This is a genomic window from Phenylobacterium sp. (assembly GCF_036502675.1).
In the GTDB taxonomy this organism is placed as follows: Bacteria; Pseudomonadota; Alphaproteobacteria; order Caulobacterales; family Caulobacteraceae; genus Phenylobacterium.
The window spans coordinates 1-14,203 of record NZ_DASXYF010000033.1; the positions used below are offsets into that span (position 1 = coordinate 1).

Consider the following 14,203-nt stretch of genomic DNA (forward strand, 5'->3'; position numbering starts at 1 on the left):
CCGGTCAGCGCCGCCCGCAATGGCTGGGCCACCTGGCCGAGTTTGCGCCCCGACTGCTCGGCAAAACTGCGCAGCGCAGCGTCCAGGGCAGGCGTCGTAAAATCGGTCGCTGCCAGTGCCTGGCCGACGTCGCGCAGCAGCAGCCTTGCCTCCGCCGTCAGTTGGCCGGCTGCCTTTGGCTCTATCGGCAATGGCACCACGCGCGCCAGGAACGCCGCCGAATCGGCAAGCTCCACCAGGGTCTTGGCACGTTCCTTCAGGTGCGGCAGCAGCGCGCGAATGCGTCCCGCGGCGATGGAGCCCAGAGAAAGGTCTGGACGATGGGCCAGGCGGTTCAGCACGTCACGGGCCAACCGGTCGTCATCGGCCTTACGAATATAAATGCCGTTCAGGTGGGTCAGCTTCGCGTAGTCCATGCGCGATGCACCGCGATTGACATCGTGGATGTCGAACAGCCGGATCGCCTCGTCGCGGTCGAGCACTTCCAGATCGCCGTGCGACCAGCCAAGGCGAAGCAGGTAGTTGGCCACCGCTTCGGGCAGAAAGCCTTCCTCGCGGAATTCGAGAACGGAAACCGCACCGTGGCGCTTGGACAGTTTCGCTCCATCGGCGCCGTGGATCAGCGGGATGTGAGCGAATGCCGGCTGCGCCCAGTCGACGGCCTGATAGATTTGCACCTGGCGGAAGGTGTTGGTCAGGTGGTCATCGCCGCGAATGACATGGGTGATCGCCATGTCATGGTCGTCGACCACAACGGCATGCAGATAAGTGGGCGTGCCGTCGCTGCGCAGGATGATGAGGTCGTCCATTTCGGCGTTGGCAACACGGACGGTGCCTTGCACCAGATCCTCGACCACGGTCTCGCCGTCCCTCGGCGCTTTCAGCCGGATCGAGGGTTTGACGCCAGGCGGTGCCTCCTTCGGATCGCGATCCCGCCAGCGGCCGTCATACCGAGGCGACCTTCCCTCGGCGACCGCCTGTTCGCGCATTTGCCGCAACTCTTCGGCCGTGCAGTAACAGTAATACGCCTTGCCCTGGGCCAACATTTGATGCGCCACCTCGGCGTGGCGGGCGGCACGCGTGGACTGGAATACCGTCGCTTCGTCGCGGTCCAGGCCAAGCCAGTCCAGGCCCTCCAGAATGACCTGCGTCGCGGCGTCGGTGCTGCGTTCGCGGTCGGTGTCCTCGATGCGCAGCAGGAACTTCCCGCCCGTATGGCGTGCATATAGCCAGTTGAACAGCGCGGTGCGTGCGGTGCCTATGTGCATGTCGCCCGTGGGCGACGGGGCGATCCGGGTGACGACGGGGCGATCGGGCATGGAACTCGAGGCGGCTGAAGGCTCGCCCCCGGGCGGGGCGGGGCTGCTTAACACGCCCGTGCGCGGCGCTCCTAGCCTGTCGCGGGCGATGGCCTGGATCCGCGCCCAGGGCGCGCGGCAATCGGATAAGGCCGGCCTGTGGGCGCCGGTGGCGCTGGGGAGCGGGGCGGGGATCTATTTCGTTCTGCCGCGGGAGCCGCAGGCCTGGGCCGCCGCCCTGGTGTTCGCCGCCGGCCTGGCGCTGCTGGTCGCCGCGCGCCGCTGGTCAGGCCGCCGTACGGTTTCCGTGGCGCTGATGCTGGCGGCCTGCGGCCTGCTGGGCTTCGGCCTCGCCAAGCTGCGCACCGAGCGGGTTCAGGCGCCGATCGCGCTGGCCGATGTGCGACCGCATCGGCTGGAGGGCTGGGTGGTGGACGTGCCGAGCCCGGGCGTGAGCGGGCCGCGCCTGCTGCTGGCCCCGATCCGCATCGGCGACTGGAGGCCGGAGGACACGCCGCTCCGGGTGCGCGTCACCCTGCGCGGCGGCGGGCCGATCCCCGCGCCGGGGCAGGCCGTCCGGATGCTGGCGATGATCAACGCCCCGCCGCCGCCGGCCAGCCCGGGCGCCTACGACTTCGCCCGCGACGCCTTCTTCGAGAGCGTCGGGGGGGTGGGTTTCGCGCTGGGCGCGCCTGAGACGCTGGCGGCGCCGGAGCCCGCGCCCTGGCGGCTGCGCTGGACAATGCGGGTGAACGCCGTGCGCTGGGCGCTGGCGAAACGGATCGTGCAGGACCTCGGGGTGGAGAGCGGCGGCCTGGCGGCGGCCATGACCACGGGCCACGAGGCCTTCATCCCGCAGGCGCAGGTGGACGACCTGCGTGCGGCGGGCCTGGCCCACATCATCTCCATTTCCGGCCTGCACATGGCGATCGTCGGTGGCTTCGCCTTCGCCGGCGCCAGGCTGGCCATCGCCGCCTGGCCGTGGCTGGCGCTCCGCATTCACGGCAAGAAGGCCGCCGCGGCGTTCGGGCTGGCGGCGGTGCTGGGTTATCTGGTGCTGTCCGGCGCGCCGGCCCCGGCCCAGCGAGCGGCGATCACCGCCTCGGTGGCGTTCGGCGCGATCCTTGTCGACCGGCAGGCGATCAGCCTGCACGCCCTGGCGCTGGCGGCGCTGGCCATCATCGCCCTGCAGCCGGAGGCCGTGACCGAGCCCGGCTTCCAGATGTCCTTCGCCGCCACCGCGGCGCTGGTGGCGCTGGCCGAGCTGTGGCGGCCGCCCGTGCGGGAGATCAACACGCCCTGGCCGATCCGGGCCGTGCAGGCGACGGGCGTCTGGCTGGGCGCCAGCATCGCGGCGAGCTTCGTCGCCGGCCTCGCCACCGGCCCCTTCGCCATCCAGCACTTCAACCGCGTCTCGGTCTGGGGCCTGCCGGCCAACCTCGCCGTGGCGCCGGTGTCCTCCTTCCTGATGATGCCGGCGCTGGCCGTGGGCGCGGCGTTGACGCCGCTGGGGTTCGGCCACTGGCCGCTGGCCGTCGCCGGCTTCGGGGTCGAGCTGATGCTGACGATCGCCCATGCCGCCGCGACCGCCCCGCACGCGACCTGGATCGTCGCCAGCGCGCCGAACTGGACCCTGCCGGCGGCCTTCTTCGGAATCCTCTGGCTCTGCCTGTGGCGCGGGCCGCTTCGCTGGGCGGGTCTGCCCCTGGCGCTGGCGGTCAGTCTGGCGCCGAGGCCGACGCCGCCGGACCTGTGGGTCGCAGCCGACGGGGCGGCGGCGGCCATCCGCCGCGGCGACGAGGCGCTGTTGTTCCGGCCGGACGTGAAGCTGTTCGCCGCCGAGCTCTGGGCGCGCCGGCGCGGGCTGACGCCAGTGAAGGACGAGGTGGTCCGCGGAGGCCTCTACGCCTGCGACCGCTGGAGCTGTGCGCCGCGGCCGGGACAGGCGCCGCCGGTCGCCATGGTCTGGAGCCGCAAGCCGGTGGACGCCGGCCGTCTGGCGGCGCTCTGCGGATATGCGGAGGTGGTGATCGTGCGGGGTCAAGCCGATCCCGCGACCTGTCCGGGGCGGCTGGTGCTCACGGGCCAGGACTTCGGCCGGCGCGGTGCCGTCGAACTCTATCGCCGCGAGGGCCGCTGGCGCGCCGTCTGGGCCCAGGACCTGCGCGGACGCCGCCCCTGGAGCTGGTGGTACGGGTTGTGAGGACGGGAGCCGGAGCGTCGTTAAACTCCCGCTTCGAACGAACTGTTCCCTCTAAACGTCATCGCCGGGCTCGTCCGGCGCCCCATGATCACCGAGGTCCGTGAACAGCAAGAAGCGCGGCGTTCTTGGGTCCCCGGCATTCCGCGCTTCGCGCTTCAGCCGGGGATGACGTCACTGATAAGGTTGGCCGCCAACTTCCTCAATGATACCGCCGGATCAGCCCCACCAGCTTGCCCTGCACGGCCACCTGGTCCGGCCCGAAGATCCGGGTCTCGTAGGCGGGGTTGGCGGCCTCCAGCGCGATGGAGGCGCCCTTGCGGCGCAAGCGCTTCAGCGTGGCTTCCTCGCCCATCACCAGGGCCACGACGATGTCGCCGGAGTTGGCGGCGTCGGTGCGGCGGATGACCACGAAGTCGCCGTCGAGGATGCCCGCGTTGATCATCGAATCGCCCTGCACCTCGAGGACGAAGTGCTCGCCGGCGCCCAGCATCACCTCGGGCACCGGCAGGCGGTCGCGCTCCTGCTGGATGGCCTCGATGGGCGTGCCGGCCGCGATGCGGCCCAGGACCGGCAGGTCGCGGGTGTCGTTGGCCGCCACGGGCGCGCCGGAGTTGGGATCCACGAGCTGGGGCTTGAAGGGCTGGCGGCCGCGGGGCGGGGCGGCGCTGGTGGCCTGCTGCGGCAGCTTCACCACCTCCAGCGCCCGGGCGCGGTGCGGCAGGCGGCGCAGGAAGCCGCGCTCCTCCAGCGCGGTGATCAGCCGGTGGATGCCGGACTTGGACGCCAGGTCCAGCGCTTCCTTCATCTCGTCGAAGGAGGGCGAAACCCCGGACTCCTTGATCCGCTCATGAATGAACATGAGCAGCTCGTGTTGCTTGCGGGTGAGCATGGTCGAGCCCTTCGAGAACAAATCACAAACGTCTGTGAATGTTCTCTAGGTGTTCCCTATTAATGTCAAGTTACCCTTTGCGGATTGGAATCCCAGGGAAATCTTGGCCGTAGGGGCGCGCCCGCGAAGCTCAGGCGAGAATCGCCTCGGCGGCGGCCGCCACGTCGGCCTGGCGCATCAGGCTCTCGCCCACCAGCATGGCGCCCGCGCCCGCCGCCGCCAGCCGCGCGACGTCGGCGGGGGTGAAGATGCCGCTCTCGGTGACCAGCAGGGCTTCCTTCGGCGCACGAACCGCCAGCCGCTCGGTGACTGCGAGGTCGGTGACGAAGCTGCGCAGGTCGCGGTTGTTGACGCCGATCAGGTCCGCGCCCAGGCGGCCGGCGCGGTCGAGCTCGTCCTCGTCATGGGTCTCGACCAGCACGTCCATGTTCCAGCGGGCGGCCTCGGCGATCAGCTCCGCGGCGAGGGCGTCGTCGACCATGGCCAGGATCACCAGGACGGCGTCGGCGCCGAGGCCGCGCGATTCGGCCACCTGCCACGGATCCACCAGGAACTCCTTGCGCAGGCAGGGCAGCGCCACGGCGGCCCCGGCGGCGATCAGGTCGGCGTCGCAACCCTGGAAGCTCGGCCCGTCGGTGAGCACCGAGAGGCAGGCCGCGCCGCCGGCCTCGTAGGCGCGGGCGAGGGACGGGGGGGCGAAGTCCTCGCGGATCAGCCCGCGGGAGGGGGAGGCCTTCTTGATCTCGGCGATCAGGGCGAGTCTGCCCGGCGCGCGGTGGCGCTCGAGCGCGGCGCGGAAGCCGCGGGGCGGGGCGGCCTGGCGGGCGGCGGCCTCGATCGCGGCCGGGGAGGTCCGCGCCATGCGGGCGGCCACGTCCTCGCGCTTGTAGGCCGCGATCCGCTGCAGGATGTCGGTCATGCGCCGGCTCCCGGCGCGGTAAGCGCGACGAGGCGGTCCAGGGCGGCGCGGGCGCGGCCGTCGTCGATGACCTGGCCGGCCAGCGCCACGCCTTCGCGCAGGGTCTCGACCTTGTCGCCGAGCAGCAGGGCGGCGGCGGCGTTGAGCAGCACGATGTCGCGGTAGGGGCCGGTCTTGCCGTCCAGCAGGGCCCTGAGCGCCGCGGCGTTCTGCGCGGGCGGGCCGCCGGTGAGGTCGGCGAGGACGGCGCGGGGCAGGCCGACGGCCTCCGGCGTGATGCGGAACAGGCGGATCTGGCCATCGCGCCACTCGGCGACGTCGGTCTCGGCCGTCGTGGCGACCTCGTCCATGCCGCCGCCGTGCACCGTCCAGGCCCGCTCGGCGCCCAGCGCGCCCAGCACCCGGGCCAGGGGCTCGACCCAGCGGGCGTCGTAGACCCCGAGGAGCTGGCGCTGCGCCCCGGCGGGATTGGTCAGCGGGCCCAGCAGGTTGAACAGGGTGCGGAAGCCGAGCTCGGCCCGCACCGGGCCCACGTGGCGCATGGCGCCGTGGTGGGCCGGCGCGAACAGGAAGCAGACCCCGGCCTCGTCGAGGGCCCGGCGCTGCTGGTCGGGGGTCGCCTCCAGGTTCACCCCCAGCTCGGCCAGGACGTCGGCCGTCCCGGACTTCGACGACAGCGCCCGGTTGCCGTGCTTGGCCACCTTCAGCCCCGCCCCGGCGGCCACGAAGGTGACCGCGGTGGAGATGTTGAGGGTGTGCAGGCCGTCGCCGCCGGTGCCGCAGACGTCGATCACCTGGAAGCCGTGGTCGAGCTGCAGGGAGGCCTGGCGCATCGCCTGGGCGCAGGCGGTGACCTCGCCCACCGTCTCGCCGCGCAGGCGCATGGCGGTGACGGCGGCGGCCATCTGCGCCGGGGTGGGTTCGCCGCGCAGGCAGGCGGCGAAGAACTCTTGCGCGTCCTGCGGCGAGAGCGTCGCCCCGTCGGCCAGGCGGCCCAGCAGCGGCTTGAAGGCGTCGGACATGGCTAGGCGTGGGCGAGCGGCGTCACGCCTGCGAGGGCCAGGAAGTTGGCCAGCAGTTCGTGCCCGCACTCGGTGGCGATGGATTCCGGGTGGAACTGGACGCCGTGCACGGGCCGCGTGCGGTGCTGCAGGCCCATGACCTCGCCGTCCTCGGTCCAGGCGGTGACCTCCAGCTCGGCCGGCAGGGTTTCGCGAGGCACCGAGAGGCTGTGGTAGCGGGTGGCGGTGAAGGGGGTTTTCAGGCCCTTGAAGACCCCCTGTCCGGTGTGGCGGATGGCGCTGGTCTTGCCGTGCATGATCGCCTTGGCGCGCACCACCTGGCCGCCGAAGGCCTGACCGATCGCCTGGTGGCCCAGGCAGACGCCGAGGATCGGCAGGTCGGCCGGCGCGGCCGCCAGCAGGCCCAGGCAGACGCCCGCCTCGTTGGGAGTGCAAGGCCCGGGCGACAGCAGCACGCCGTGCGGACGCAGGGCCAGCGCCTGGTCCACCGTCAGCGCGTCGTTGCGGTGGACGAGCGTCTCCGCCCCCAGCTCGTTCAGGTAATGGACGAGGTTGTAGGTGAAGCTGTCATAGTTATCGACGACCAGGATCATGCCGCCTCTCTAAGCTTGGGCGGGCTCCGCGCCAAGCGCCGGGATTGTCGGACGCGGCGGAAGGGCCGATGTTCACGCGCATGGCCGCCGCCGATTCCGCCCTCGATCCGGACGCGCTCGCCCTGGCGCGGGCGCTGCTGGAGCCGCCGGCCCCGCGCCCGCCGCGGATGTGGCCGGCGCTGGCGGCGGCGGCCTTCGCCGCCGTCTGCGCGCTGGGCCTCGCGGTGGCCATGGTGATCGCCCCGCCGGTGGTCGCCGACCACAGTTTCGTGGACCAGCAGCTGCGCTGAGCCCCGACGCCTAGATGAACCGCCAGCTCTCTTCCGCGGCGCGGCGCAGCGCGCGGGCCTTGTGCAGGGTCTCGTCGTACTCGGCGTCGGGGTCGGAGTCGGCCACCACCCCGCCGCCCGCCTGGACGTACATCATGCCGTCCTTGAAGAGGGCGGTGCGCAGCACGATGCAGGTGTCCACCGCCCCGTCGCAGCCGAAGTAGCCGACCGCGCCGGCGTAGGTCATGCCGCGCTTCTCGGTCTCCAGCTCGTCGATGATCTCCATGGCCCGCACCTTGGGCGCGCCCGAGAGCGTGCCGGCGGGCAGGGCGGCCATCACCACATCGACCGGGTCCAGGCCCTCAGGCGCGTCGCCTTCGACGTTGGAGACCAAGTGCATCACATGGCTGTAGCGCTCGACGAAGAAGCTGTCGGTCACCCGCACGTGGGCGCCCCTGGACGCCGGGGCCGGCGTATTCTGGCCGGGCCGGTTGAGCATGGCCACGCGGCCCACGTCGTTGCGGCCGAGGTCGAGCAGCATCAGGTGCTCGGCCCGCTCCTTGGGGTCGGTGATTAGTTCCTGCTCCAGCGCCAGATCCTCGGCGGGGGTGGCGCCGCGCGGCCGGGTGCCTGCGATCGGGCGGATGGTGATCTTGCCGTCGCGCAGGCGCACCAGGATCTCCGGCGAGGAGCCGGCGAGCTGGAAGTCCCCGAAGTTCAGGTAGAACAGGAACGGCGAAGGGTTCGTCCGGCGAAGCGACCGGTAGAGAGCGAAGGGGTCGTGGGCGAACGGCGCGCGGAACCGATGGCTGGGCACCACCTGGAAGATGTCGCCGGCGCGGATGTAGTCCTTGGCGCGCTCGACGATCCGGCCATAGGCCGCCCGGTCGACCGGGGTGGTGAAGCGGTCGGGCTCGGGCCGGCCCGCGCCGGTCAGCGGCGGGGCGGCGCCCTTCAGGTCGGCGACGATCGCCCCCAGCCGGCCCTGCGCCGCCGCGTAGGCGTCGGCGGCCGGGGCCGGGCCCGGCCGCACGCTGGTGGCCAGGATGATCTCCTGGGCGATGGCGTCGAAGATCGCCACCACCGACGGGCGGGTCATCACCCCGTCGGGCAGGTCCAGGGCGTCGGGGTTGACGTCCGGCAGGCGCTCGACGAGCCGGATCATGTCGTAGCCGATGGCGCCGAACACGCCCCCGGCCATCGGCGGCAGGCCGGGCGGCAGCTCGATGCGCGAGGCGGCCAGCAGGTCGCGCAGGGACTCCAGCGCCCCGCCCGGCTGGGCCGTGAAGCGGGCGGCGGCGATGTCCTCGCCCTCGGCGACCTCGGCCACGTCGCCGCGGCAGCGCCAGACGAGGTCCGGATTCAGGGTGATCACCGAGTAGCGCCCGCGCCAGGCGCCGCCCTCCACCGATTCGAACAGGAAGGCGTAGGGCCGGCCGTGGGCGATCTTCAGATAGGCGGAGACCGGGGTCTCCAGGTCGTCGATCAGGCGGCGCCAGACCAGCTGGGGCGCGCCGGCCGCATAGAGCTGCTCGAAGGTCCCGTACGCGGGCTCGACGCTCACTTGGCCTTCCCCGCCTTGGCGTCGGGGGTCTCCGGCTCCATGCCGATGGCCGAGCGGGCGAGCGCCGGGTTGGTCTTCAGCTTGCCGGCGCGCCTCAGCTCTGCGCCGGCCGCCACGCTGGCGCTTTCCAGGATCTCGCGGGCGATGGTCTGGGACATCTGCGGGCGGGCGGCCTCGGTCAGCTGCGCGAGCTTGGGTCCGCCGTCGATATGGACCGCGTCCAGCTTGCCGACGACCAGTCCGAAGGCGGTCCCCTCCGCAACGAGGACGTCGCCGGGCCTGGCGCCGAAGACCTTGATCAGGGCGTCCTGCGACAGGGTCTTGTTCTGGCCGGCGCTGGCCCGGTCGAGGCCCACGGCCCGGGTCACGCCGGCGCCGGCGGCGGTGGCGACCGCCTCGACGCTCTCGCCCTTCTTCAGGCGCGCGCTCAGCTCGTCGGCGCGGGCCTGCAGGCGCTTCATCATCTCGCGCGACATCCAGTAGCGGGTGAGGATCGGTCTGACCTCGGCCAGGGCGGGCATGGCCGGTGCGACGACCTTCTCGACCTTCACGGCGTAGTACTCGCCGCCGCCCAGTTCCTCGACCTCGCTCTCGCCGCCCTGGGGCAGGTTGAAGGCGGTCTCCAGCACCTTGGGCGGCAGGCCCTGCACCGGCTGGCCGGTGACCAGCACGCCCTGCCTGGAGATCGGCGGCAGGGTCATGATCGGCACGCCGGCCTTCTGCGCCGCCTCGGCGAGGCCGGCGCCCTTGGCGTGGGCGTCGTCATAGGCCTGGCTCAGCGCATAGACCTTCTCGCCGGCGGCGTCCTTGCGCAGCTCCGCCTCCAGAGCCGGGCGGACCTCCTCCAGGGTTGGGACGTGGCCGGGCGTGACCTTGGCCACCTTGACCACCGCCAGGCCCAGGGCGCCCTTGATCGCGCCGCTGACCTGGCCGGCGGCAAGCGCGAAGGCGGCCTCGGCCACCTGCCGGTCGGCGATCGCGGCCTTGGGCTTGTCGGCATAGGTGATGGCGTCGACGCCGAGGCTCCTGGCGATCGCCTCGGGCGCCTCGCCCCTGGAGAGGCGGGCGGCGATCTGCGCCGCCGTCGCAGCGTCCTTGGCGGGAATCTGCACCAGGGTGCGGATCTCGGGCCTGGTCAGCGTGTCCTTGCGGAAGTCGAAGCGCTTCTTCAGCTCCGCCTCGTCGATCGGCAGGCTGGCGCCCACCAGGGCCGGGCTGAAGCGCACCAGGGTCAGCACCCGGAACTCCGGCCGCATGAGCTGGCTGGCGTTCTCCTTCATGAACTGGGCAAGCTGGGCGTCGGTGGGCAGGGCCGGCGGCGGGACGCTCTGAGGGCCCAGGGCGAAGTAGCTGAAGTCGCGGCTCTCCAGGCCGTAGATCGCCACCAGGGCGGTATAGGCGCGGGGCACGCGCACGCCGGCCTGCAGCGCCGCGGCCACGTGCGCCTGGGCGATCTGGTCGGCGAGGATCCGGTCGAACTGCGGCGGGGTCAGGCCGTTCTCCCGCATCATCTGCTCGTACTGGGCCTTGTCGAAGCGGCCGGTGACCGGATCGAAGAAGGCCGGGATCTTCTGCAGCTCGCCCGCCAGCAGCTTGTCGGAGGGGTGGATCCCCATCCTGGTGATCACCGCGGCCAGCGCCTCCTGCGTAGCCAGGCTGTCCAGCACCCGCTTGTCGAGGTGGTTCTTGTCGGCGACCTCCAGCGAGAGCGGCTGGCCCGCCTGCTGCTCGGCGCCGCGCTTGAAGTTGTCCCAGGCGCGCTTGAAGTCGTCGGGGGTGACCTTGCGCGGGCCGGCGACGATCACCGAGGACGCGGCGTGGGACGAGCCCTGCAGGCCGCTGCGGACGCCGAAAAAGACGAAGCCGACCATCAGCAGGCCCACCAGCACACGGGCGGGCCAGGATTTCGCGAAGACGCGGGTAGCGGCGAGCATGGGACCCTTTCCGGGCGCTGGCGTAAGCGCGCGGTATAGTGGAGGCCGTCCGGTCACCGCAAGCAGGTGACAGAACCGGCCGCTTGGCTTAACCGCGCCCTGCACACTCAACGCGAGGCCCGATGACGCAGCCCGTCCCCCTGATCGCCGGCAATTGGAAGATGAACGGCCTGGCCGCCGCCATGGACGAGGCGAGGGCCGTGGCCGCGGGACTGGGCGCCACCCCGGCGCGGGTGGCGATCTGCCCGCCGGCGACCCTGGTCGAACGGCTGGCGCGGGCGCTGGCGGGCGGCGCGGTGCTGGTGGGCGGGCAGGACTGCCACCCCAAGGCCTCGGGCGCCTTCACCGGCGACGTGGCGGCCGAGATGCTGGCCGACGCCGGCGCCAGCCTGGTGATCGTCGGCCATTCCGAGCGGCGGGCGGGCTATGGCGAGACCGACGCGGTGGTGGCCGACAAGGCGCGCGCGGCGCTGCGGGCGGGCCTCGAGCCCATCGTCTGCGTCGGCGAGACCCTGGCGGAGCGCGAGGGCGGCCGGGCGCTGGCGGTGGTTTCGGAACAGGCGAGGGGGTCGCTGCCGGCGAAGCTGGCCGGCCGGGACTTCTGCGTCGCCTACGAGCCTGTCTGGGCCATTGGCACCGGGCTCACCCCCACCACGCCGCAGATCGAGGAGGTGCACACCGCGATCCGCGCGGTGCTGGTGGAGATGTTCGGGGAGACGGGCCGCCGGGCGCCGATCCTCTACGGCGGGTCGGTGAAGCCGGCCAACGCCGCCGAGATCCTGCACGCCGCCGAGGTGGGCGGCGCGCTGGTGGGGGGCGCTTCGCTCAAGGCCGAGGACTTCCTGGGCATCATCCGCGGGGTTTGAGGCGCCTTTCCCCTACCTCCCGCAGAGGTCGTCGGCCTACAACAGGAGGCCGAAGAGGTGGCAGTCGCGGCGTTCGCCGTCGCGCAGCACATGGCCGCGCAGCACGCCCTCTTCCTCGAAGCCCAATTCGCTGAGCAGGTTTTCCGAACGTCGGTTTCCCAGATGCGTGCGGGCGCCCAGCTTGCGGACGCCGCAGACCGCCGCATAGCCCACCACCGAGCGCATGGCCTCCAGCGCATAGCCCTGGCCCCACGCCGCGCGGTCCAGGATGAAACCCACCTCGGCGCGGCGGTGCCACCGGTCGATGGCCTCCAGGTCGCAGCAGCCCAGGAAGGCGCCGCCGTCGAGGGCGGCGATTGCCCAGTGGATGGAGCGGCCGGCGTCCATGTCGGCGACCTGGCCCCGGACGATCTCGGCCACCAGCTCCGGGTCGTCGATCTCGCCGCAGTCCCAGTGGGCCATGACCTCGCGATCGTTCATGATCGGGAAGATGTGCGCCGCGTCCTCGATGACGAGCGGCGACAGCCGCAGGCGCGGCGTCTCCAGGATCGGACGGCTTCCACTTTCGGCGATCACGCCCTAGGTATGGCGTCGCGCGGCGCTCGATGGTAGAGCGCGCGCTTCATTTCGTGCGGCGTGGCCGCCCGAACGCACCGGATCGCCCATGTTGTTCGCCGTTCTGCTCGCTTTGAATATCGCCGTCTGCATCTGCCTGGTGGGCGTGGTGCTGCTGCAGCGCTCGGAAGGCGGGGCGCTGGGCATGGGCGGCGGGCCGTCCGGGTTCATGACCGCCCGCGGCGCCGGGAACCTGCTGACCCAGGTGACCTGGGGCCTGGGGATCGCGTTCTTCGTCCTCAGCCTGACGCTGACGCTGCTGTCCGGCCGTGCGCACTCGGGCGATTCGGTGGTCGACCGGATCAAGGTCGACGCCATTAACCCGCGCGAGCTCAACCGGCCGGCGGCGCCCGCGCCGGCCGCGCCGCCGTCGGAACCCGTGCAGCCGGCCCGGCCCGGCCCGCTGCAGGCCCCCACGCCCACCCTGCGTTACCCGTTCGCGCCCGCGCCGGCCGGCGACGCCCCCGCCCAGCCCTGAGAGGGCCTCCGCGACGCCGCTCATTCCGGCGCATCCTTCAACGCCGGGCCTGCGACGAATCGAACCGCGCAGCCGGCCCGAATCACGGCTAACCTGAACGCCCATGGCGCGGTACATCTTCATCACCGGCGGCGTGGTCTCCTCGCTTGGAAAGGGTCTGGCATCGGCGGCGCTCGGCGCCCTGCTGCAGGCCCGGGGCTACAAGGTCCGCCTTCGCAAGCTCGATCCCTACCTCAATCTCGATCCCGGAACCATGTCGCCGTACCAGCACGGCGAGGTGTTCGTGACCGATGACGGCGCCGAGACCGATCTCGATCTAGGTCATTATGAGCGCTTCACCGGGCGTCCGGCCACCAAGGCCGACAACATCACCACCGGGCGCATCTATCAGGACATCATCACCAAGGAACGCCGCGGCGACTATCTCGGCGCGACCATCCAGGTGGTGCCGCACGTCACCAACGCGATCAAGGAATTCGTGCTTTCGGGCAACGACGAATTCGATTTCGTGCTGGTCGAGATCGGCGGCACCGTCGGCGACATCGAGGGCTTGCCGTTTTTCGAGGCGATCCGCCAGCTCAAGAACGAGCTGCCGCGCGATCATTCCGTCTACATCCATCTGACGCTGCTTCCGTTCATCCCGAGCGCGGGCGAGCTCAAGACCAAGCCGACCCAGCATTCGGTGAAGGAGCTGCGCTCGATCGGCATCCAGCCGGATATTCTGTTGTGCCGCACCGACCGGCCGATCCCGAAGGAGGAGCGGCGCAAGCTCGGGCTGTTCTGCAACGTGCGTGAAAGTGCCGTGATCGAGGCGCGCGACGCCGACAGCATCTACGCCGTGCCCGAGGCCTATCATGTCGCCGGCCTCGACGATGAGGTGCTCGCTGCGTTCGGCATCGCGCCAAAGATTCCGCCGGAGCTGCAGAGCTGGAACACCATCAACGAGCGCATCCGTAACCCGGAAGGCGATGTCACTATCGCCATCGTCGGCAAATACACGGGCATGAAGGACGCCTATAAGTCGCTGATCGAGGCGCTCTCGCATGGCGGCATCGCCAACAAGGTCAAGGTCAACCTCGACTGGATCGAGAGCGAGGTGTTCGAGAACGAGGACCCGGCGCCGTTCCTCGAGCACGTCAACGGCATTCTGGTGCCCGGCGGTTTCGGCCAGCGCGGCGCCGAGGGCAAGATCAGGGCGGCGCAGTTCGCCCGCGAGCGCGACGTACCGTATTTCGGCATCTGCTTCGGCATGCAGATGGCCGTGATCGAGGCTGCACGCAATCTCGTAGGGATCGAGCAAGCCAATTCGACCGAGTTCGGCCCGACGCCGGAGCCGCTGGTCGGCCTCATGACCGAATGGCTGCGCGGCAACGAGCTGGAGAAGCGATCGAAGGTGGGCGATCTCGGCGGCACGATGCGGCTCGGCGCCTATTGGGCCGATCTCGCGCCCGGCTCGAAGATCGCCGAGATTTATGGCTCGACGCGCATCTCCGAGCGGCATCGGCATCGCTATGAGGTCAACACGGCGTACCGGGAGGGGCTAGAGGCGAAGG

At 71.3% G+C, this 14,203-nt stretch carries 13 protein-coding genes; 5 read left to right on the forward strand and 8 right to left on the reverse strand.

Annotated elements, in window-relative coordinates; translation table 11 throughout:
* On the reverse strand, window positions 1–1,319 hold a 1,319-nt coding region (gene gltX, locus VGL30_RS03855), incomplete at its 3' end, for a glutamate--tRNA ligase (RefSeq protein ID WP_331536961.1).
* A 58-nt stretch (window positions 1,320–1,377) separates the two neighbouring features.
* Here gltX and VGL30_RS03860 point away from each other — a divergent pair.
* Entirely contained in the window at window positions 1,378–3,501 is a 2,124-nt protein-coding gene (locus VGL30_RS03860; RefSeq protein ID WP_331536962.1) for a ComEC/Rec2 family competence protein, read from the forward strand.
* Window positions 3,502–3,700: 199 nt separating this feature from the next.
* On the opposite strand, the gene lexA is transcribed toward VGL30_RS03860, so the two are convergent.
* The 4 genes from lexA to VGL30_RS03880 form a co-directional block, all read right to left on the reverse strand.
* Window positions 3,701–4,390 carry a transcriptional repressor LexA gene (gene lexA, locus VGL30_RS03865; RefSeq protein WP_331536979.1) on the reverse strand — a complete coding sequence of 230 codons (690 nt, stop codon included), beginning with the start codon at window positions 4,388–4,390 and terminating at the stop codon, window positions 3,701–3,703.
* Between the two features lie 130 nt (window positions 4,391–4,520).
* Entirely contained in the window at window positions 4,521–5,309 is a 789-nt protein-coding gene (gene trpC, locus VGL30_RS03870; protein WP_331536963.1) for an indole-3-glycerol phosphate synthase TrpC, read from the reverse strand.
* The gene (gene trpD / locus VGL30_RS03875; protein WP_331536964.1) at window positions 5,306–6,331 is read right to left on the reverse strand and encodes an anthranilate phosphoribosyltransferase; all 1,026 of its coding nucleotides are present in this window, start codon (window positions 6,329–6,331) and stop codon (window positions 5,306–5,308) included. Before trpD ends, trpC begins: the two co-directional genes overlap by 4 nt.
* Before the next feature lie 2 nt (window positions 6,332–6,333).
* Complete coding sequence (locus tag VGL30_RS03880; RefSeq protein WP_331536965.1) at window positions 6,334–6,924, reverse strand: aminodeoxychorismate/anthranilate synthase component II; 591 nt, start codon at window positions 6,922–6,924, stop codon at window positions 6,334–6,336.
* Window positions 6,925–7,004: 80 nt separating this feature from the next.
* Between VGL30_RS03880 and VGL30_RS03885 the strand changes: the two genes are divergently transcribed.
* Window positions 7,005–7,214, forward strand: coding sequence for a hypothetical protein (locus VGL30_RS03885; RefSeq protein WP_331536966.1), 210 nt, complete (start codon window positions 7,005–7,007; stop codon window positions 7,212–7,214).
* A 10-nt stretch (window positions 7,215–7,224) separates the two neighbouring features.
* Here VGL30_RS03885 and trpE read toward each other — a convergent pair whose 3' ends face one another.
* Both trpE and VGL30_RS03895 read right to left on the reverse strand, forming a co-directional pair.
* Window positions 7,225–8,757 (reverse strand): anthranilate synthase component I, encoded by a 1,533-nt coding sequence (trpE, locus tag VGL30_RS03890; protein ID WP_331536967.1) that lies wholly within the window; start codon window positions 8,755–8,757, stop codon window positions 7,225–7,227.
* Window positions 8,754–10,691, reverse strand: coding sequence for a peptidylprolyl isomerase (locus tag VGL30_RS03895; RefSeq protein ID WP_331536969.1), 1,938 nt, complete (start codon window positions 10,689–10,691; stop codon window positions 8,754–8,756). Before VGL30_RS03895 ends, trpE begins: the two co-directional genes overlap by 4 nt.
* A 122-nt stretch (window positions 10,692–10,813) precedes the next feature.
* On the opposite strand from VGL30_RS03895, the gene tpiA reads away from it, so the two are divergent.
* On the forward strand, window positions 10,814–11,557 hold the full coding sequence (tpiA, locus tag VGL30_RS03900; protein ID WP_331536971.1) for a triose-phosphate isomerase: 744 nt from the start codon (window positions 10,814–10,816) through the stop codon (window positions 11,555–11,557).
* Window positions 11,558–11,593: 36 nt separating this feature from the next.
* On the opposite strand, the gene VGL30_RS03905 is transcribed toward tpiA, so the two are convergent.
* Window positions 11,594–12,133 carry a GNAT family N-acetyltransferase gene (locus tag VGL30_RS03905; RefSeq protein ID WP_331536973.1) on the reverse strand — a complete coding sequence of 180 codons (540 nt, stop codon included), beginning with the start codon at window positions 12,131–12,133 and terminating at the stop codon, window positions 11,594–11,596.
* A gap of 88 nt (window positions 12,134–12,221) precedes the next feature.
* Here VGL30_RS03905 and secG point away from each other — a divergent pair, with 88 nt between their 5' ends.
* Together secG and VGL30_RS03915 are read left to right on the forward strand one after the other, a co-directional pair.
* Window positions 12,222–12,650, forward strand: a complete 429-nt coding sequence (gene secG / locus VGL30_RS03910; RefSeq protein ID WP_331536975.1) for a preprotein translocase subunit SecG — start codon at window positions 12,222–12,224, stop codon at window positions 12,648–12,650.
* A 103-nt stretch (window positions 12,651–12,753) separates the two neighbouring features.
* A partial coding sequence (locus VGL30_RS03915) for a CTP synthase (RefSeq protein WP_331536977.1) occupies window positions 12,754–14,203 on the forward strand: 1,450 nt, incomplete at its 3' end.

What these genes read in the sequence shown, in the direction of transcription:
- secG (WP_331536975.1), top strand. Translation starts at nt 12,222, where the DNA reads ATGTTGTTCGCCGTTCTGCTCGCTTTGAATATCGCCGTCTGCATCTGC.
- VGL30_RS03895 (WP_331536969.1), bottom strand. Translation starts at nt 10,691, where the DNA reads ATGCTCGCCGCTACCCGCGTCTTCGCGAAATCCTGGCCCGCCCGTGTG.
- trpC (WP_331536963.1), bottom strand. Translation starts at nt 5,309, where the DNA reads ATGACCGACATCCTGCAGCGGATCGCGGCCTACAAGCGCGAGGACGTG.
- VGL30_RS03880 (WP_331536965.1), bottom strand. Translation starts at nt 6,924, where the DNA reads ATGATCCTGGTCGTCGATAACTATGACAGCTTCACCTACAACCTCGTC.
- VGL30_RS03885 (WP_331536966.1), top strand. Translation starts at nt 7,005, where the DNA reads ATGGCCGCCGCCGATTCCGCCCTCGATCCGGACGCGCTCGCCCTGGCG.
- lexA (WP_331536979.1), bottom strand. Translation starts at nt 4,390, where the DNA reads ATGCTCACCCGCAAGCAACACGAGCTGCTCATGTTCATTCATGAGCGG.
- trpD (WP_331536964.1), bottom strand. Translation starts at nt 6,331, where the DNA reads ATGTCCGACGCCTTCAAGCCGCTGCTGGGCCGCCTGGCCGACGGGGCG.
- tpiA (WP_331536971.1), top strand. Translation starts at nt 10,814, where the DNA reads ATGACGCAGCCCGTCCCCCTGATCGCCGGCAATTGGAAGATGAACGGC.